Below are 17,762 nucleotides of genomic sequence, written 5' to 3'. Positions count from 1 at the left end.
GGCGCATGGCCGCGCCTCTCTGCCGACTCTATCTGATCACACCGCCCCGCCTGGACGACCTGGCCGGCTTCGCCCGCACCCTGGCCGGGGCGCTGGAGGCCGGCGACGTCGCCGCCCTGCAGATCCGCCTCAAGGACGTTCCCGACGACGTGGTCGCCGCCGCCGTGGCGGCGCTGACCCCCGTCTGCCACGCCCGGGACGTGGCGGTGATCCTGAACGACCGCCCGGACCTCGCCGCCCGCCTGGGGTGCGACGGCGTGCACGTGGGCCAGTCCGACGCCCGCTACGCCGACGCCCGCCGCGCCGTCGGCCCCGACCGGATGGTGGGCGTCACCTGCCACGACAGCCGGCACTTGGCGATGGAGGCGGCCGAGGCGGGGGCCGACTATGTGGCCTTCGGCGCCTTCTTCCCGACGACCACCAAGGACGCGCCGACCCGCGCCGATCCGGAGATCCTCGCGATCTGGCAGGAGACGATGCAGACCCCTTCGGTGGCCATCGGCGGGATCACGCCGCAGAACGCCCGCGGCCTGGCCGCCGCCGGCGCCGATTTCCTGGCGGTCTCGGCGGGGGTCTGGGCCCATCCGCAGGGGCCGGCCGCCGCCGTCGCCGCGCTGGAGGCCGAGATCGCCGCAGGCGTGGCCGAGCGGCCGGCCTGAATATCCCGCCTGAACCCCCCGCAACGCCATCGAGAGGCTTTCCTTGCGTTCGAAGAGGGCCGACACTAGGTTCCGCGCCCTCCAATCCGTCCGAGATCTTTTGACACCGTGAGCACCCAATCCGCCCTCCTGAAGGTGATGAGCGACGCTGCGCGCAAGGCCGCGCGCGGCCTCAACCGCGATTTCGGCGAACTCGCCGAGCTGCAGGTGGCCAGGAAGGCGCCCGCCGATTTCGTCTCGGCGGCCGACCTGAAGGCGGAACAGGTGCTCTTCGAGGCGCTCACCAAGGCCCGCCCGGGCTACAGCTTCCACGGCGAGGAGCGGGGTCTGGTCGAGGGCACGGACAAGACCCACACCTGGATCGTCGACCCGCTGGACGGCACCACCAACTTCCTGCACGCTATCCCGCACTTCGCCATCAACATCGCCCTGGAGCGCGAGGGCGCTGTGGTGGCCGCGGTCACCTACAACCCCATCACCAACGAGCTGTTCTGGGCCGAGAAGGGCAAGGGCTGCTACGTCAACGACCATCGCCTGCGCGTGGCGGCGCGCCAGCGGATGGACGAGGCGGTGCTGGCGACGGGCATTCCCTTCCTGGGCCACGGCCAGCACGCGAAGTTCCTGAAGGAGCTGCACCAGATGACGCAGCGGGTCGCCGGGGTGCGCCGGTTCGGCGCGGCCTCGCTGGACCTGGCCTGGGTGGCCGCCGGCCGCTTCGACGGCTTCTGGGAGCGTGACCTGAATCCGTGGGACCTCGCGGCGGGGGTGCTGCTGGTCACCGAGGCGGGCGGCAAGGTCACCGACGCCGAAGGCGGCGACGCGGTGCTGTCCCGGGGGTCGGTGGTGGCCTCGAACCTCGACCTGCACCCGCAGATCGTCAGTCGCCTCGCCGCCGCAAAATAGGGCTAGGCTGGCGGGCATGATGACCCGACGCCAAGCCGCCGCAACAACCCTGGCCGCAGCCGGCCTCGCCGCCACCCCCGCGACGGCCCGCGCTCCTATCGCGCGCCCCCTCGTCATCGCCCATCGGGGCGCCAGCGGCGAACGGCCCGAGCACACGCTCGCGGCGTATCGCCTGGCCATCGAGCAGGGCTGCGATTTCATCGAGCCCGACCTGGTGGCGACGAAAGACGGCCACCTCGTGGTCCGCCACGAGAACGAGATCTCGGGCACGACCGACGTCGCCGCCCGCCCCGAGTTCGCCGCGCGCAAGGCCGGGAAGCTCATCGACGGGGAAACGGTCTCGGGCTGGTTCACCGAGGACTTCACGCTGGCCGAGCTCAAGACCCTGCGCGCCCGCGAGCGGCTGCCGGCGCTCCGGCGGGGCAGCGCGGCGTTCGACGGGCAGGAGACGGTCCCGACCTATCAGGAGGTGATCGACCTGGCGAAGACCGAGGGTGAGCGGGTCGGCCGCGTCATCGGGACCTATCCCGAGATGAAGCATCCCACCTACTTTGCCGGGATCGGCCTTCCGCTCGAGGCCCGCCTCGCCGGGCTCCTGAAGGCCAACGGCCTCGACGCCCGCGACGCTCCCGTCTTCGTCCAGTGCTTCGAGGTCGAGCCGCTGAAGGCGTTCGCGAAGCTGTCCAGGGCGCGCCGCGTGATGCTGGTCGCCCGCGGACCGTCGCCGGTGGATGTCACGACGGCGTCGGGCCTGAAGGCCATCGCCGCCTTCGCCGACGGCGTCGGGCCCGAATGGCCGCTTGCGGTTCCGATCGTCGACGGCGCGCTGGGTCCGCCGACGGACCTCGTGCGCGACGCCCATGCGGTGGGACTGGCGGTGCATCCCTGGACGGTCCGCGCCGAGAACGCCTTCCTGCCCAAGGCCCTGCAACGGGGGGTCGGCCCCGCGGCGCACGGCGACGTGGCGGCGCTTCTGAAGGCGCTCTACGCGGCCGGCGTCGACGGCGTCTTCACCGACTTTCCGGCCGCGGCGGTGGCGGCGCGGGGCGTCTAGGCCGCTTCGAACTGAAGCGCCGCCAGCCGGGCGTAGAGGCCGTTCCGGGCCACGAGGTCGGCGTGGGTCCCTTCCTCGACCACGCGGCCCTCGTCCATGACCACGATGCGGTCGGCCTTCAGCACGGTGGCCAGGCGGTGGGCGATGACCAGGGTGGTGTGGCCCTTCATCGCCTCGTCCAGGGCGCGCTGGACCAGATGCTCGTTCTCGGCGTCGAGCGCGCTGGTGGCCTCGTCCAGCAGCAGGACCGGCGCCTGCCGCACCAGGGCGCGGGCGATGGCCAGCCGCTGGCGCTGGCCGCCCGAGAGGCTGCGCGCCCGGTCGCCGACCTCGGTGGCGGCGCCGTCGGGCAGGGCGGCCAGGAAACCCTCGGCCTGGGCGGCGCGCAGGGCGGCCTGGACGTCGAGGTCACTGGCTTCGGCGCGCCCGAACCGCACGTTGTCGGCGGCCGAGCCCGAGAACAGCGGGCTCTCCTGGGCCACCAGCGCCATGCGCGCGCGCACCTGGGCCGGATCGGCGTGGCGGATGTCGACCCCGTCCAGCAGGACACGCCCGGCCTGCGGGTCGTAGAAGCGCAGCAGCAGCCGGAAGACCGTGCTCTTGCCCGCGCCCGAAGGCCCCACCAGGGCGACCCGCTCGCCCGGCCGGACCGTCAGGGAGAAGCCGCGCAGCGCGGGCCGGTCCGCGCGGCCCGGATAGGCGAAGTCGACGCCTTCGAACGCCACCTCGCCGCGCGGCGGCGACGGAAGATCGACCGGATCGGCCGGCGCGGCCACGTCGGGCCGGGCGTCCAGAAGATCACCCACGCGCTCCATGGCCCCGGAGGCCTTCTGCACGTCGCCCCAGGTCTCGCCCAGGGTGCTGACCGACCCCGCCGCCAGCACCGAGAGGAAGGCGAACTGGAACAGCGCGCCCCACGAGATGTCGCCGCGCAGGCCCGCCTGGACCCCGAGCCAGAACACCCCCACGACGCCGCCGAAGACCAGTACGATGACCGCGGCGGTCATCACCGCGCGGGTGGAGATCCGTCGCATCTGGGCGCGGAAGGCCGTCTCGACCGCCTCGCCGAACCGGGCCGCGGCGGCGCGCTCGCGGCCGAACGCCTGCACCGTCTCGAGCGCGTCCAGGCTCTCCCCGGCCGAGCCCACGGCGTCGGCGAAGCGGTCCTGGGCCGAGGTGGTCAGCCGGCGCACCCGGCGTCCGAACAGGAACAGCGGCGCCAGCACGAACGGGAAGGTCAGGAGCACGAGGCCGGTGAGGTGCGCGCTCACGAACACCAGCAGGATCAGGGCGCCCACCAGGGTGATCAGGTTGCGCAGGGCGACCGAGACCGAGGTCGCCAGCAGGTTCTCGACGATGGCGACGTCCGTGGTCAGGCGCGACAGCACCTCGCCCGTGCGCGTCTTCAGGAAGAACGCCGGGTCCAGGGTCAGGATATGGGCGTAGACGGCCTTGCGCAGGTCGGCGACCACCCGCTCGCCCAGGGCGGTGACGAAGTAGAAGCGCATCGCGGTCGCCAGCGCCAGCACGCCCGCCACCGCGCCCACCACCAGGAACCGCCGGTTGACCGTCGCCGGGTCGAGGCCCGGGGCGGTGAGGTTGTCGACCACCAGCCGGATCGCGCCCGACATGCCCAGGGTGGCGCTGGACGACAGCAGCAGGAAGAGGAAGGCGGCCACGCCGTGGCCCCAGTGGGCGGCCAGGAAGGGGCGCAGGCGTCGCAGCGCGCCGACGTTGCGGCTCCGGTCCCGCTTCTGCGCGCCGTCGGCCAGGGTCTGGGCCAGGGCCTGGCCGGCGCTCGGGCGGCCCGGCGCGAAAGCGCCCCCGGCGGAAGCGCCCCCGACGGAAGACCCCGCGACGAAAGATCCGGGCGCGACTGACTGTGGCCCCGACTCGCTCATCCGCCTCGCACCTTGCAATCCCCCACGCGTTTCTCTATACGCGCGGCTTCCATTTTCGCCGCCCTCGCGGGCGGCCGGCCCCTATCGGCCGCTCCTTTACGTCAGGCGCCCGTTCGATGAAACAAGACATCCACCCCGACTACCACTTCATCACCGTGGTCATGACGGACGGCTCGACCTACAAGACCCGCTCGACCTATGGGAAGGAAGGCGACGTCCTGAACCTGGACATCGACCCCAAGACCCACCCGGCGTGGACCGGCGGCGGCCACCAGCTTCTGGATCGCGGCGGCCGCGTGTCGCGCTTCAACGCCAAGTTCGGCGCCTTCACCCGCAAGTGAGGCGACGCCGGTCGATCCCTGCGCTGGCGGGGGTCATGGCCGATACGAAATTCCAGGGCGCCGCGAGGGGAGACCTTCGCGGCGTTCGTCGTTCCGGGCCCGCCTACTGGAGCTTGAAGGCCCCCTGGAGCGTCACGCCGTAAATCGCCCCATCGCGGCCGATGCGCCAGCTCGGCCCCTGCGAGGCGCCGCCCCGGCCGTCCTGGATTCCCCACCGCCCGTCGAAGTCGAGGTTGTGGCCCGGCAGCACGGCGGACCAGAGCAGCACGCCCGTCTCGCCGTCGAAGCCCCGTAGCTGGAAGTCCTTCGCCGGCGTGCGCTCCGAGACGTAGAACACCCCGCCCGACGAGGCCAGCAGCCGCGCCCCGGGGGCCACGGGCCGCCGCCAGGCGAGGCGGCCGTCGGCCAGGCGATAGCCCCAGAGCTGCCGCGCGTTCCCCGTCTCGACCTCGACCGCCAGGATGTCGCCCACGGCCACGCGGTTGATGATGGTCTGCCCGGGGACCGGAGCCGTCGTCCAGAGCGTGGCGCCCGTGCGCGCATCCAGCGCCCGCAGGCCGTCCCCGACAGGGTCCAGGCCGATCCGGACCGGTCCCAGCAGGCCCCGGACCCGGATGATCACCTTGCCGTCCGCCACCATCGGCAGGCCGTCGTCCGAACGGTAGGCGGTCACGCCGGCCGACGTATTGCCCCGTTCGGTGACCGGCTGGGCGGTATGCCGCCAAAGGGTGCGCCCCGTCCGGAGGTCGATCGCGTGGAGCTGCCGCGTCGGCGGCTCGGGCTGATCCTTGCTTCGCGCGGTCTGGTACAGGACGCCGCCCGATGCCGCCGGCGCGCTGAACGTGGGCGTGTACCTGGGGTCCAGGTCGTTCGGCATGGCCAGGCGGAAGTCGAAATTCTGCCAGACGATCCGGTCCATCTCCGGGCTCAGCGCGCTGATGTAGCTGTGCCCGTTGGCCGTGGACTGGTTCACCACCGTGAACACCCCGCCCGGGCTGCGCGTCGGCCCGCGCCGGGCGGGCGTGAGCGTGCGGACGATGCGCCCGGCCTTGACGTCGATGACGTAGTGATCGGTCGGCTCGCCGTTCTCGCGGGGATAGATCAGCAGCACCTCGCCGGACGGGAGTTCGTGGAAGGCCACCTGCCCCATCGACCCGCGCCGGTTCCCCACGGCGCAGACGCTGGGGATACGCCAGACGAACCGGCCGGTCTTCGTGTCGAGCGCCGAGATTCCTTCGTTCCCGTCGTTGTTGCAGCTTCCCGTGAGCATCAGGTCGCCGACGAGAAAGGGCGACCATGCGCCCCACCAGCCCGGCTTCACCTCCCAGGCCTTGCGGGGCGCGGCCAGGATCGGCGGGGCCGGGAATTCGCGGCCGGCGCAGCTCGTGCCGAAGGTGCGGCTCATCGCCGATGTCTCGGCGCAGACCTCGCGCGGCGCCGCGGCGCGCAGACGGGAGATGGCGGCGTCGCGCGCCGCCGGCGAGTCGTCGGGAATCACAGCCGCGGCCAGCGGCGAGGCCGACAGCAGGGCCGATAGGCCGAGCAGTCCGGCGCAGCGGCCGAAGCGTTTCATCACGGATGACGGTCCCTGCTTGCCGAATCCGGCCGAGCCTATCCGGAGACGCGGGATCCGGGCCAGGAGACTTTCGATCTCCAGGCCCAGGCGGCTCTAGCCGCCGAAGGCGCTCTTCAGCCGGTCCAGGTGGCCCAGCACGGGATTCGCCGGCTCGGCGGTCCGGCTTTCCAGATACATGCGCCGGTCGAGATGGCGCACGCGCTCGTAGAGGCGTTCCGCGCGGTCGGCGAGGCCGGTCAGGCCGTGCGGCAGTTCGCTCCGGGCGGCTTCGGTCTCGGTGCTGCGCGCGACGTCGTCGGGGTTCAGCCGGTAGCGGTCCTCGCAGGCCGCCGCCGGCGCCATGTCGCCCTCGCGCACGGCGCGCTGGACGAGCAGCCACGACGCCACCTGCATCAGCCGCGTGGTCAGCCGCATGCTCTCGGCCGCGTAGGCCAGGGCCGCGTTGCGCGACAGGAGCTTGGATTCCTGGCGGCCCTCGCCGTCCAGGTAGGTGGCGGTCTGCTCGACCAGATCCATGCCTTCCTGAAAGGTCCGCTCGAAGAGCTCCGAGCGGGCGAAGTCCTGGATCACGCCGTTGCGCCAGTCCGGCGCGCCCGCGCCGTGGAAGTTCGGAGCCTGAAACTCGTGCATCCGCTCACCCTACCTCGAAACGGGTTTCCGCGCGCTGAACGAAACGTCGCGGACGATACCGGCGGTGCAACCTCCGTGCCATGTGGCCCTGAAGTCACGACCGGGGCGCGAACAGGGCGTCGGCCGCCGCGCGGCCGGATCTCTTCCTGTCGATCTGGGCGCGGACCCGCGCGATCTCGGTCTCCAGGATGCTCAGCCGCTCTTCGAGTTCGGCCACGCCGTAGAGTTCGAGATCCTCGCGCGTGGCCTCGATAAGCCGCTGGCCGCGTCCCATCCGGACGTCTGCAGGCTCGTCCATCACCGGACCCTCCCTTTGCGTCCCCCGATCCGACAGCTATCTGAACGCCAGTCCGGATTTCCGCAAGCGCCCGAAAGGCCCGCCATGACCAGTCCCCTCGAGAACGAGACCATGACCGCCATCGCCATAGAAGGCGGCCGGGGGCCGGCCTCGGCGCTCCATCCCGTGCAGTCGCCCCTGCCCGAGCCCAAGGCCGGCGAGATCCTGATCCAGGTGCGCGCCGCGGGCGTGAACCGGCCAGACATCGCCCAGCGGCTCGGCGCCTATCCGCCGCCGCCCGGCGCGCCCGAGACGTTGGGCCTGGAAGTGGCGGGGGTGGTGGCCCGCGCCGCAGGGCCGTGGAAGGTGGGCGACAAGGTCTGCGCCCTGCTGGGCGGGGGCGGCTACGCCGAGTACGCGGTGGTCGACGCCCGGCATGCCCTGCCGATCCCCGACGGCCTCGACTTCGTGCAGGCGGCGGGGCTGCCGGAGACCGTGTTCACCGTCTATGCCAACGTGTTCGAGCACGGCGCGCTGAAGGCGGGTGAGACCCTTCTGCTCCACGGCGCCACCTCCGGTATCGGCGTCACGGCCATCCAGATGGCCAAGGCCGCCGGCGCGAAAGTGATCGCCACCGGCCGGGGCGCCGACAAGGCGAAGACGGCCCTGGCGCTGGGCGCCGACGTGGCCGTCGACGTGACCGCCGAGGACTTCGGCGAGGTCGCCAAGCACGAGGGCGGCGTGGACGTCGTGCTCGACATGGTGGGCGGCAACTATGTGGCGAAGAACCTGGACGCGCTGAACACCGGCGGGCGGATCGTCTTCATCGCCGCCCAGGGCGGTGGCCAGCTCGACCTGCCGATCTTCCGCATCATGATGAAGCGCGCGGTCATCACCGGCTCCACCCTGCGGCCGCGTGACGCCGACGAGAAGGCGCGGCTGGCCGCCGAGGTCGAGCGGGTGGTCTGGCCCTGGATCGCCGCCGGCAAGGTGAAGCCTCAGGTCGACCGCACCTTCCCGCTGGAAGAGGCCGCCGCCGCCCACGCCCATCTGGAAGGCGGGTCGCACGTCGGGAAGGTGATCCTCGTCCCCGGCTGACGCCCGGGGGGGGGTATGTGTCCATACCGAAAAATCTAAAACGTTGACGCCTGGGAGCTCCGCCTCCACCGTCATGGCGTCGGAGGAGACGGCGAAGATCGTCCCGCGCGGCCACGATGGGAGGAAACCGGATGACCGCCGCTGGCGGCGCAGCCCCAGCGCCGCGCCTGGGATACCTCACCAAGACGGCCTATGCGGTCGGAGCGACGGCGACAGCCCTCAAGCTCCGGGCTTTCTCCACCTTCCTGGTCATCTTCTACAATCAGGTGGTGGGCCTGCCGCCGCAGATGGTGGGGTCCATCCTGGCCGCGGCGCTGCTGTTCGACGCCTTCCTGGACCCCATCCTGGGCCAGATCTCGGACAACTTCCGCTCTCGCTGGGGCCGGCGTCACCCGTTCATGCTGGCTGCGGCCCTTCCCTATGCGCTCTGCTTCTTCCTGGTCTGGAATCCGCCGATCGGGTGGAGCCACGAGGCGCTGGGCCTCTACCTGATGGTGCTGATCTTCGCGGTGCGGTTCTTCGACACCTTCTTCGAGGTGCCGCACCAGGCGCTCGCGCCCGAGCTGGCCAAGGGCTACGACGAGCGCACCAACCTCATGGCGCTGCGCCACTTCTTCCTCGTGATCGGCGGCCTGGGAATGACCATCATGGCCTATCAGGTGTTCCTCAGGGAGCAGCCTGACGGCACCGGGGGCGTCCTGGATCGCGACGGCTACTTCGGCTACTCGCTGGTCGGCGCGCTCATCATCTTCGGTACGATCCTGGTCTCGGTGTTCGGCACCGCGCACCGCATCCCCGAACTCGCGCAGGCCCCGACGCGGCGCATCACGCTGAAGGGCATGGTCGTCGAGATCGTGCAGACGCTGAACAACCGCTCGTTCGTGGCGATGGTGATCGCCAGCATGTTCGCGGCCGTCGCGGTGGGCGCGCGGAACGGGCTGGAAATCTACTTCGGTCTCTATTTCTGGGAACTGCGGCAGGTCGAGCTGGCCGGCCTGGCCACCATGAGCGTGGTCGGCGGCTTCATCGGCGTGTTCCTGGCGCCCGTCGTCGCCCGACTGTTCGGAAAGAAGTGGGGCGCCCTCGCGCTCTGGGTGCTGGGCGTGGCCGTCCACATCACCCCCGTCTCGCTCCGCCTGCTGGGCCTCGCGCCCGAGAACGGGACGCCCCAGCTCCTGTGGCTGCTCTACGGCGAGGAGATCATCAATGCGACCCTCGCGGCGGCGGTCGCCATCCTGCTGGCCTCGCTGATCGCCGACATCGTCGAGGATGCCGAGGTCAAGACGGGCCGCCGGTCCGAAGGCCTCCTGATGTCGGCCAACGCCCTGCTGCGCAAGGCGGTCTCAGGCGGCGGCATCCTGGTCGCCACCACCGTCCTGGCCTTCGTGGGTTTCCCCGAAAAGGCCGAGCGCGGCCAGGTGTCGGCCGAGGCGCTGACCAACCTGGGGCTGGCCTACATCCCCATGATCGTGGGCTTCTACGCCGTGGCGATCCTCGCCATCGTCGCCTACGGCATCGACCGCAGGAAGCACGACGCCAACCTCGAGGCCCTGCGCGCGCGGGTGGGCGAACAGGCCGCCGCCGAAGCCGGCCCCGGCATCGGGTCGGGCGAACTGCCGCCGACGCGGGGCCCGTAGGCCGCCTCTACCGCTCGAAGACGCCCATCAGCAGGGGGCGCACGAAGACCGCGGCCGCCGCCTTGGGCCGGACGTCGGGCACCAGATAGCCCAGGTCGGCGCAGGAATTCAGCGTCGCGTTCAGCATCTGCGAGGCGATGAACGGATCCACCGGCCGGATCGAGCCCTCGGCGATCCCGTCCGAGATCATCGAGGCGAAGCGGTCCGACACCCGGTTGGCGTGCTCCACCATCGTCTTGCGCATCTGTTCCGGCAGGGCGGTCAGGGCGTTGGTCCGCAGGAGCGGGCCGTGGTCCGAGAGCTGGAACTCGCCCAGGGCCGCGGCGCAGGACGAGACCTTCAGCCACTGGTCGCCGGGCAGCTCCATCGCCAGGCGCTGGGCGCGCGTCACCACCTCGAAGCTGCGCTCGAAGCAGGCCACCACCAGGTCGTCCTTGGCGTCGTTGTGGTGGTAGAAGCTGCCCTTGGTGACGTTGAGTTCCGCCGAGATCTTGTCGACGGAAGCCCCCCGATAGCCCCGCTTGTTGATCAGCCGGGTCGCCGCCAGCAGGAAGGTCTCGCGCGCCAGCTCGGGCCCCTCGCGCGCCGCCAGCGCCTCGGTGGCGATCGGCGTGGGCGACCAGGCGGCGCCCTCGATCGCCAGGCCGTGGAGCAGGATGTCCACCATCCGGTCGCGGATGCGCGGATAGTCCTCGGTGTCGTACTTCGACAGCCAGGCGCCGCCCCAGAACACGTGCTCCAGCAGCATGCGCGTGCGCGCCGTGCGCCGGCCGCGCGACATCCACATCAGGTCGGGATGGTCGAAGATCTGCCGCGCCTTGCGGAACAGCCGGCCATAGGCGCTGGCCACCTCCTCGCGCCGCGGCGAGGTGAGCGCGCGCAGTTCCGAGATGATCGGCAGGGGCGGGGCCTGGCCGGTCTCGGTCCGTTTCAGGATGTCGAGATACTGGGTGATGAAGGCGTGCAGGCGCTCGGGCGGCGTGGGCGCCCGCGCGGCCTGCTCCGCCAGGTCGGTCAGGGTCTCGATGCCGCGGGTGATGCAGGCCGCCGCGAGGTCGTCCTTGCGCCGGAAGTAGTAGGTGACGCTGGTGGTGGAGAGGTCCACCGCCGCCGCCGTGTCGCCCAGCGTGAGGCCTCTGATTCCCTTGCGGTTCAGGATGCGGGTGGCGGCGTCCAGGATGGTCTCCCGCTTGCGCTCGAACCGGTCCGTGGATCTTGCCGCGGCGCTGCGTGGAGGCATCGATAGACCATCTCTCTCTGAAGCGTGACCTTGGCCTGGAATCTCCCGGGCCGCCAAGATTTACCTTACGTCATTTCGTCGCCGCCAGCGCAGCCTCAACTGTCCGAGAATCCGAACGGGGCGGTGGTGCGGCGGATGTCGTCGGCCAGGATCTGACGCCCGATCGGCGGCGCGGAGCGGGCGGTGCATTCCGTACGGTGGCAGATGCGGCAAGTCACACCGATCGGGGTGGCGCCCTCGGGTCCGCCGGGATGGCCGTCGGCGTAGATCAGCCGCGGCGCGTGTTCCGCGGCGCAGCCCAGGGCGATGGCGCGCTCGATCCGCGGCTTGCCGTAGCCGCCGCCGCCGGCGGTCACGGTTCGGGCCACCGAGAAGAAGCGCTGGCCGTCCGGCAGCTCCAGCCACTGGGTCACGATCTGGCGCGGCGTCCGGAAGGCCTGGTGGACGTTCCACAGCGGGCAGCCCCCGCCGTGCCGCGCGAAGGGGAAGCCGGCGCCGTCCAGGCGCTTCGAGACGTTGCCCGCCTCGTCCACCCGGATGAAGAAGAAGGGCACGCGCTCGTGCCCCGGCTTCTGGAGCGTCGTCAGCCGGTGGGCCACCTGCTCGAAACTGGCCCCGAACTGGCGCGACAGGGCCTCCAGGTCGTACCGCCGCGCCTCCGCCGCCCGGGCGAAGGCGGTGTAGGGCATCAGGAGCGCCGCGGCCGCATAGCTGGCGAGCGCCCGCCGCGTCAGCCGCTCGCCGCTGTCGGTGGCGAAGCCGCCCTGCGACATGATGAAGTCCAGGTCGGCGTCCAACTCCAGATAGGTGAGTTGCAGGGCGAGCTGGAAGGTCTGGCTGGCGTTGTCCAGCTCGTCGCTGAGCAGCAGCTCCCGCCGGTGGCGGTCGAGGCGGCGGATCGAGCCCACCATCACCTCGGGCGGCAGGCGCCGGACGCGCAGGCCGTGGCGTTCCCTGAAATAGCCGGCCGGGCTGTCGTAGGCGGCCACGCGCTGCGCCAGCCGCTCGGCGGCGTCGTCGAGCATCGGGAAGCTGTTGCGCCGGGCCTCCAGGAAGCGGCGCGACTCCGCCACGGGGTCCGAGGCGTCCGCCGCCGCCCCGCCCGTCTCGCCGTCGGCCCGCCGGTCGGCCAGCGCCAGATGCTCCTCGCGGTACGACGTGTAGAGCCGCAGCAGGGCCTCGGTGATCCCCGGATAGTTGGTGGCGGCGTCGGCGGCTTCCAGCGAGGGCAGGTCGATGTCGGCGAACATCGGGTCCTTCAGCACCGCCTGCAGCCGCGCGACGTCGTCGGCCGCGCCCTCGCGGGTGAGCGCGGCCATGTCCATCTTGTAGGTGCGCGCCAGCCGCAGCAGCAGCTCGGCGCTGAGCGGCCGGTGGTTGCGCTCCAGCAGTGCGATGTAGGAGGCGGATACATCGAGATCGGCGGCCATGTCGGCCTGGGTCAGCCCCAGGTCCCGGCGCAGGCGGCGCAGGCTGGGCCCGACGTAGAGGCGGCGTTCGGCGGTCATGACAGGCCCCGGCGTATGCGGCCTTACAACATTACAAGGAAATTCTGTAAAGTCTTACATCCGCACCCCGGAAAGCCTTCTGCGCAAGGCGTCGGCCGCGTAAGCGCCCCGCAACTTCACCTCATTCCTGCAAGGGATCCGGGCAATGGCGTACCAAGACCACATCATCGAGATGGGCCAGCTCATCAAGAGCAAGAGCGGCCCCTGGGACGGGATCGACCCCGAGGCGGTGGCGCGGATGCGCCTCCAGAACCGGTTCAAGACCGGCCTCGAGATCGCCAAGTACACTGCCGACATCATGCGCAAGGACATGGCCGCGTATGACGCCGACCCGGCGAACTACACCCAGAGCCTCGGCTGCTGGCACGGGTTCGTGGCCCAGCAGAAGCTGATCTCGATCAAGAAGCACTTCGGCACCACCAAGCAGCGCTACATCTACCTGTCGGGCTGGATGGTCGCCGCGCTGCGGTCGGAGTTCGGCCCCCTGCCGGACCAGTCGATGCACGAGAAGACCTCGGTGCCGGCGCTGATCGAAGAGATCTACACCTTCCTGAAGCAGGCCGACGCCCGTGAACTGGGCGGCCTGTACCGTGACCTCGACGCCGCCCGCGCGGCCGGCGACAAGGCCAAGGAACAGAAGCTGGTCGACGCGATCGACAACTTCGAGACCCACGTCGTTCCGATCATCGCCGACATCGACGCCGGCTTCGGCAATGCGGAAGCCACCTATCTGCTGGCCAAGAAGATGATCGAGGCGGGCGCCTGCGCCCTGCAGATCGAGAACCAGGTCTCCGACGAGAAGCAGTGCGGCCACCAGGACGGCAAGGTCACCGTCCCGCACGAGGACTTCCTCGCGAAGATCCGCGCGCTGCGCTACGCCTTCCTCGAAATGGGCGTCGACAACGGGATCATCGTCGCCCGCACCGACAGCCTGGGCGCCGGCCTGACCAAGCAGATCGCCGTCAGCCACAAGCCGGGCGACATCGGCGACCAGTACAACAGCTTCCTCGACTGCGAGGAGATCGCGCCCGCCGACCTGAAGAACGGCGACGTGATCATCAACCGCGGCGGAAAGCTGCTGCGCCCGAAGCGCCTGCCGTCCAACCTGTTCCAGTTCCGCGAAGGCACCGGCGCCGACCGCTGCGTCCTGGACTGCATCACCTCGCTGCAGAACGGCGCCGACCTGCTGTGGATCGAGACCGAGAAGCCGCACATCGAGCAGATCGCCTCGATGGTCGACCGCATCCGCGAGGTCATCCCGAACGCCAAGCTGGCCTACAACAACAGCCCGTCGTTCAACTGGACGCTGAACTTCCGCCAGCAGGTCTATGACGCCTGGAAGGCGGCCGGCAAGGACGTGTCGGCCTACAGCCGCGACGGCCTGATGAGCGCTGACTACGACGCCACGGAACTGGCGGCCGAAGCCGACGAGCGTATCCGCACCTTCCAGCGCGACAGCGCCAAGCGCGCGGGCATCTTCCACCACCTGATCACGCTGCCGACCTACCACACGGCCGCGCTCAGCACGGACAACCTGGCCAAGGAATACTTCGGCGACGCCGGCATGCTCGGCTACGTCGCGGGCGTCCAGCGCAAGGAGATCCGCCAGGGCATCGCCTGCGTGAAGCACCAGAACATGTCCGGCTCGGACATCGGCGACGATCACAAGGAATACTTCGCCGGCGAAGCCGCCCTGAAGGCTGGCGGCGCCCACAACACGATGAACCAGTTCGCCTGAGCCAGCGCTCCGGTTCATTGTCTGCAGGGCGGCCTGGGTCTCTCGGGCCGCCCCTTTGCGTTTACAACGGCGCCGTGACGGCGGCGCCCGCCCTCCGTTCCGAGAGCCCGTAGTTCGAGAGCCTGCCATGAACATCAGCCCCAACCTGTCGGTCGACGACCTCCTGCACGCCTTCGTCGAGCGCGAGCTCCTGCCCGGTACGGGTGTGGAGGCTCCGGCGTTCTGGTCCGCCCTCGAGGCGGTCCTGGGCTATTTCGGTTCGCGCAACGCCGCCCTGCTGGACCGCCGTGACGCCCTGCAGGCGAAGATCGACGCCTGGTGGGCCGAGCGCCGGGGCAAGACGGTGGGCGTGGCCGAACAGACCGCCTTCCTGAAGGAGATCGGCTATCTCCTGCCCGAGCCGGCCGACTTCACCATCGGGACCCGGGGCGTCGATCCCGAGATCGCCCAGGTGGCCGGCCCGCAGCTCGTGGTCCCCGTCTCGAACGGCCGCTACGCGCTCAACGCGGCCAACGCGCGCTGGGGTAGCCTCTACGATGCGCTCTACGGCACCGACGCCATCGAGCCGCCGACGGGCGCCAAGGGCTACGATCCCGTGCGCGGGGGCAAGGTCATCGCCTATGCGCGGGCCTTCCTCGACCGTATCGCCCCGCTCACGCAGGGCCGTCACGCCGACGCCGTCCGCTACGCCGTCATCAACGGCGACCTGTCGGTGCAGTTCGCGAACGGCCAGGAGGCCGGCCTCGCGACGCCTGGCCAGCTCGCGGGCTGGCGGGGCGAGGCGGGCGATCCGCAGGGCGTGCTGCTGAAGCACAACGGCCTGCACGTGGAAATCCAGATCGACCGCGCCCACCCGGTGGGCAAGGATGATCCGGCCGGCGTCTCCGACCTGCTGGTCGAAGCGGCGCTCACCGCCATCCAGGACTGCGAGGACTCGGTCGCCGCCGTCGACGCCGAGGACAAGGTGGGCGTCTACCGGAACTGGCTGGGCCTGATGAAGGGCGACCTGGCCGCCACGTTCCAGAAGGGCGGGCGCACCGAGACCCGCCGCCTGGACGAGGATCGCACCTACGCCACCGCCGGCGGCCGGCCGCTGACGCTCAAGGGCCGATCGCTGCTGCTGGTGCGCAACGTGGGCCACCACATGCTGACCGACATGGTCCGCCTGGGCGGCCAGCCGGTCCACGAGACGGCGATCGACGCCCTGATCACCGTGGCCGCGGCCCTGCACGACCTGAAGGGCGCCCGGCGCAACAGCCCGGCCGGCTCGGTCTATGTGGTGAAGCCCAAGATGCATGGCCCCGACGAGGTGTCGCTGGCGGTCAGCCTGTTCGACCGGGTCGAGGACGCCCTGGGCCTGCCCCGCAACACCGTCAAGATCGGCATCATGGACGAGGAGCGCCGCACCAGCGCCAACCTCAAGGCCTGCATCTTCGCCGCCAGGGACCGGGTGGTGTTCATCAACACCGGCTTCCTCGACCGCACGGGCGACGAGATCCACACCGCCATGGAAGCCGGTCCCGTCATGCGCAAGGACGCCATCAAGGCCGAGCCCTGGCTCACCGCCTACGAGAAGCGCAACGTCGAGATCGGCCTGGCGGCTGGCTTCCCCGGCCGCGCCCAGATCGGCAAGGGCATGTGGGCCGCGCCCGACATGATGAAGGACATGCTGAACGCCAAGGTCGGCCACCCCAGGGCCGGGGCGAACACCGCCTGGGTGCCGTCGCCCACCGCCGCGGCGCTGCACGCCCTGCACTACCACGAGGTCGACGTGCCGGCCCTTCAGGCCCGGATGTCGGCCGAGGGCGCCCGCACCGGCACGGACGAGCTTCTCACCCCGCCGCTGGCGAAGTCGAACTGGAGCCCGTCGGACGTGCAGCAGGAGCTGGACAACAACGCCCAGGGCATCCTGGGCTACGTCGTCCGCTGGATCGACCAGGGTGTCGGCTGCTCCAAGGTGCCCGACATCCACGACGTGGGCCTGATGGAAGATCGCGCCACCCTGCGCATCTCCAGCCAGCACATCGCCAACTGGCTTCGCCACGGCGTGTGCAGCGAGGCCCAGGTGCGGGAGACGATGGCGCGCATGGCCAAGGTGGTGGATGGCCAGAACGCGGACGATCCCGCCTATACGCCGATGGCCGCCGATCTCGAGGGCAGCATCGCCTTCCAGGCGGCTCTGGACCTGGTGTTCGAAGGGCGCGTCCAGCCCAACGGCTATACCGAGCATATCCTCACGCGCCGCCGTCGCGAGCGGAAGGCCCAGCTCGCCCGGACGCCTGAACCGGCCTGACTCCTGAGCCGACCCGTTCCCGGCCCACTCACTCCTCGTCATCGCCCGGCCTGTCCCGGCGACCTGCAGGCGCGGGGCCGTGGGGGGAAGCGCAAAATCGCGGTCGGTCCCGACCCTACGTCCGATTCTGACGTAGCGGGGTGTTTGGATGTCCCCCATGTCCGAGGGACCCGACATCGACACGGTTTCGCTGGCCGCGCTCGACCGGCTGGCGGCGCTGGACCTCTCCGCCGCGGAGAAGGCCCACGGCGCCATCATGGCCGCCGAGCCCCAGGACATCCCCGAACTCTCCCGCGCCTACCGCGGCCTCGCCCGCTCCCTGCGCCAGACCCTGGCGCTCAAGGACCGCCTGCGCCGCGCCCGCCCCGAGCCCGCCCGGGGGCCGAGCCGGCTCGACCCTGACCGCATCGCCCGCGCCGAGCGGCTCGACGTCCTGGCCGACGCCGTCCGCGACGCCGCCGCCGGACAGGGCTGCGATCCCGCCGAACGCGAAGACCTCGCCGAGCGCTTCCACGCCGAGGCCTGGGACTGGATCGAAAGACCCGACTTCCTGGACGAGGACCTCGACACCCAGACCCGCCGCGCCCGCACCCTCATGGACCTCCACGACGAGGACCCCGAGGACGGCTCCGGAGACGGCCCTGACGAGGACGGCGACCTCATCGAGGGCGAAGCCCGCGAGGTCTTCCGCCCCGAACCCCAGCCGCCGCAGGCGTCCGAATCCCCGCCTGAATCTGTCCACGGATGCACACCGATCCACACGGATGACGCCGACACCCCCATCCGTGTGTCTCCGTGTGCATCCGTGGACCGCGCAACGCGCGAACCGATCTCCCCGCCCAGCCCCGACCCCTTCGCGAACTGGCCCCGGCGCGTCCCCGACCACCCCTTCAACTCGAGCTAAGCC

15 protein-coding genes are annotated in these 17,762 nt (G+C 70.8%); 9 read left to right on the top strand and 6 right to left on the bottom strand.

The genetic code is table 11. The features are described 5' to 3' along the window. The first annotated feature begins 5 nt into the window (after nucleotides 1-5). From thiE to WG212_RS12160, 3 genes are all read left to right on the top strand, one after another. Nucleotides 6-659, top strand: coding sequence for a thiamine phosphate synthase (gene thiE / locus WG212_RS12170; protein WP_337187366.1), 654 nt, complete (start codon nucleotides 6-8; stop codon nucleotides 657-659). A 108-nt stretch (nucleotides 660-767) separates the two neighbouring features. Further along, nucleotides 768-1,562: an inositol monophosphatase family protein gene (locus tag WG212_RS12165; protein ID WP_337187365.1), complete on the top strand. Its 795-nt coding sequence runs from the start codon at nucleotides 768-770 to the stop codon at nucleotides 1,560-1,562. Nucleotides 1,563-1,578: 16 nt separating this feature from the next. Continuing rightward, nucleotides 1,579-2,616 (top strand): glycerophosphodiester phosphodiesterase, encoded by a 1,038-nt coding sequence (locus WG212_RS12160; RefSeq protein WP_337187364.1) that lies wholly within the window; start codon nucleotides 1,579-1,581, stop codon nucleotides 2,614-2,616. Here the strand turns inward: WG212_RS12160 and WG212_RS12155 are convergent. Further along, nucleotides 2,613-4,517 (bottom strand): ABC transporter transmembrane domain-containing protein, encoded by a 1,905-nt coding sequence (locus WG212_RS12155; RefSeq protein WP_337187363.1) that lies wholly within the window; start codon nucleotides 4,515-4,517, stop codon nucleotides 2,613-2,615. The two genes, WG212_RS12160 and WG212_RS12155, sit on opposite strands and share 4 nt — an antisense overlap. Nucleotides 4,518-4,633: 116 nt before the next feature. Here WG212_RS12155 and rpmE point away from each other — a divergent pair, with 116 nt between their 5' ends. Further along, nucleotides 4,634-4,858, top strand: a complete 225-nt coding sequence (rpmE, locus tag WG212_RS12150) for a 50S ribosomal protein L31 (RefSeq protein ID WP_337187362.1) — start codon at nucleotides 4,634-4,636, stop codon at nucleotides 4,856-4,858. Nucleotides 4,859-4,961: 103 nt separating this feature from the next. Here the strand turns inward: rpmE and WG212_RS12145 are convergent, their stop codons facing one another. From WG212_RS12145 to WG212_RS12135, 3 genes are all read right to left on the bottom strand, one after another. Continuing rightward, the gene (locus tag WG212_RS12145) at nucleotides 4,962-6,431 is read right to left on the bottom strand and encodes a PQQ-binding-like beta-propeller repeat protein (protein WP_337187448.1); all 1,470 of its coding nucleotides are present in this window, start codon (nucleotides 6,429-6,431) and stop codon (nucleotides 4,962-4,964) included. A gap of 96 nt (nucleotides 6,432-6,527) precedes the next feature. Further along, nucleotides 6,528-7,064 carry a DUF1465 family protein gene (locus tag WG212_RS12140; protein ID WP_337187361.1) on the bottom strand — a complete coding sequence of 179 codons (537 nt, stop codon included), beginning with the start codon at nucleotides 7,062-7,064 and terminating at the stop codon, nucleotides 6,528-6,530. Nucleotides 7,065-7,158: 94 nt separating this feature from the next. After that, nucleotides 7,159-7,362: a DUF1192 domain-containing protein gene (locus WG212_RS12135; protein ID WP_337187360.1), complete on the bottom strand. Its 204-nt coding sequence runs from the start codon at nucleotides 7,360-7,362 to the stop codon at nucleotides 7,159-7,161. An 84-nt stretch (nucleotides 7,363-7,446) separates the two neighbouring features. Here WG212_RS12135 and WG212_RS12130 point away from each other — a divergent pair, with 84 nt between their 5' ends. Then, nucleotides 7,447-8,439 carry an NAD(P)H-quinone oxidoreductase gene (locus WG212_RS12130; protein ID WP_337187359.1) on the top strand — a complete coding sequence of 331 codons (993 nt, stop codon included), beginning with the start codon at nucleotides 7,447-7,449 and terminating at the stop codon, nucleotides 8,437-8,439. A 131-nt stretch (nucleotides 8,440-8,570) separates the two neighbouring features. Further along, complete coding sequence (locus WG212_RS12125) at nucleotides 8,571-10,076, top strand: MFS transporter (protein ID WP_337187358.1); 1,506 nt, start codon at nucleotides 8,571-8,573, stop codon at nucleotides 10,074-10,076. Nucleotides 10,077-10,083: 7 nt separating this feature from the next. Here the strand turns inward: WG212_RS12125 and WG212_RS12120 are convergent, their stop codons facing one another. Beyond that, nucleotides 10,084-11,316 carry a TetR/AcrR family transcriptional regulator gene (locus WG212_RS12120; protein ID WP_337187357.1) on the bottom strand — a complete coding sequence of 411 codons (1,233 nt, stop codon included), beginning with the start codon at nucleotides 11,314-11,316 and terminating at the stop codon, nucleotides 10,084-10,086. 95 nt (nucleotides 11,317-11,411) lie between these two features. Continuing rightward, nucleotides 11,412-12,824: a short-chain fatty acyl-CoA regulator family protein gene (locus WG212_RS12115; protein WP_337187356.1), complete on the bottom strand. Its 1,413-nt coding sequence runs from the start codon at nucleotides 12,822-12,824 to the stop codon at nucleotides 11,412-11,414. A gap of 145 nt (nucleotides 12,825-12,969) precedes the next feature. Between WG212_RS12115 and WG212_RS12110 the strand changes: the two genes are divergently transcribed. From WG212_RS12110 to WG212_RS12100, 3 genes are all read left to right on the top strand, one after another. Then, nucleotides 12,970-14,562, top strand: coding sequence for an isocitrate lyase (locus WG212_RS12110; protein ID WP_337187355.1), 1,593 nt, complete (start codon nucleotides 12,970-12,972; stop codon nucleotides 14,560-14,562). A gap of 127 nt (nucleotides 14,563-14,689) precedes the next feature. Beyond that, nucleotides 14,690-16,855, top strand: coding sequence for a malate synthase G (locus WG212_RS12105; RefSeq protein WP_337187354.1), 2,166 nt, complete (start codon nucleotides 14,690-14,692; stop codon nucleotides 16,853-16,855). Nucleotides 16,856-17,012: 157 nt separating this feature from the next. After that, a complete protein-coding gene (locus tag WG212_RS12100) occupies nucleotides 17,013-17,759 on the top strand; it encodes a hypothetical protein (protein ID WP_337187353.1) in 747 nt (248 codons plus the stop codon). Nucleotides 17,760-17,762: the final 3 nt, after the last annotated feature.

Source organism: Phenylobacterium sp., assembly GCF_037189685.1.
GTDB lineage: Bacteria > Pseudomonadota > Alphaproteobacteria > Caulobacterales > Caulobacteraceae > Phenylobacterium.
Note: the sequence above shows the minus strand (reverse complement) of the source record. Positions and strands in the feature narration are given on the sequence as shown.

Bases quoted from the DNA above. Each gene is read 5' to 3' on its own strand.
- thiE (WP_337187366.1), top strand. From the start codon at position 6: ATGGCCGCGCCTCTCTGCCGACTCTATCTGATCACACCGCCCCGCCTG.
- WG212_RS12160 (WP_337187364.1), top strand. From the start codon at position 1,579: ATGATGACCCGACGCCAAGCCGCCGCAACAACCCTGGCCGCAGCCGGC.
- WG212_RS12155 (WP_337187363.1), bottom strand. From the start codon at position 4,517: ATGAGCGAGTCGGGGCCACAGTCAGTCGCGCCCGGATCTTTCGTCGCG.
- rpmE (WP_337187362.1), top strand. From the start codon at position 4,634: ATGAAACAAGACATCCACCCCGACTACCACTTCATCACCGTGGTCATG.
- WG212_RS12145 (WP_337187448.1), bottom strand. From the start codon at position 6,431: ATGAAACGCTTCGGCCGCTGCGCCGGACTGCTCGGCCTATCGGCCCTG.
- WG212_RS12140 (WP_337187361.1), bottom strand. From the start codon at position 7,064: ATGCACGAGTTTCAGGCTCCGAACTTCCACGGCGCGGGCGCGCCGGAC.
- WG212_RS12135 (WP_337187360.1), bottom strand. From the start codon at position 7,362: ATGGACGAGCCTGCAGACGTCCGGATGGGACGCGGCCAGCGGCTTATC.
- WG212_RS12130 (WP_337187359.1), top strand. From the start codon at position 7,447: ATGACCAGTCCCCTCGAGAACGAGACCATGACCGCCATCGCCATAGAA.
- WG212_RS12125 (WP_337187358.1), top strand. From the start codon at position 8,571: ATGACCGCCGCTGGCGGCGCAGCCCCAGCGCCGCGCCTGGGATACCTC.
- WG212_RS12120 (WP_337187357.1), bottom strand. From the start codon at position 11,316: ATGCCTCCACGCAGCGCCGCGGCAAGATCCACGGACCGGTTCGAGCGC.
- WG212_RS12115 (WP_337187356.1), bottom strand. From the start codon at position 12,824: ATGACCGCCGAACGCCGCCTCTACGTCGGGCCCAGCCTGCGCCGCCTG.
- WG212_RS12110 (WP_337187355.1), top strand. From the start codon at position 12,970: ATGGCGTACCAAGACCACATCATCGAGATGGGCCAGCTCATCAAGAGC.
- WG212_RS12105 (WP_337187354.1), top strand. From the start codon at position 14,690: ATGAACATCAGCCCCAACCTGTCGGTCGACGACCTCCTGCACGCCTTC.
- WG212_RS12100 (WP_337187353.1), top strand. From the start codon at position 17,013: ATGTCCGAGGGACCCGACATCGACACGGTTTCGCTGGCCGCGCTCGAC.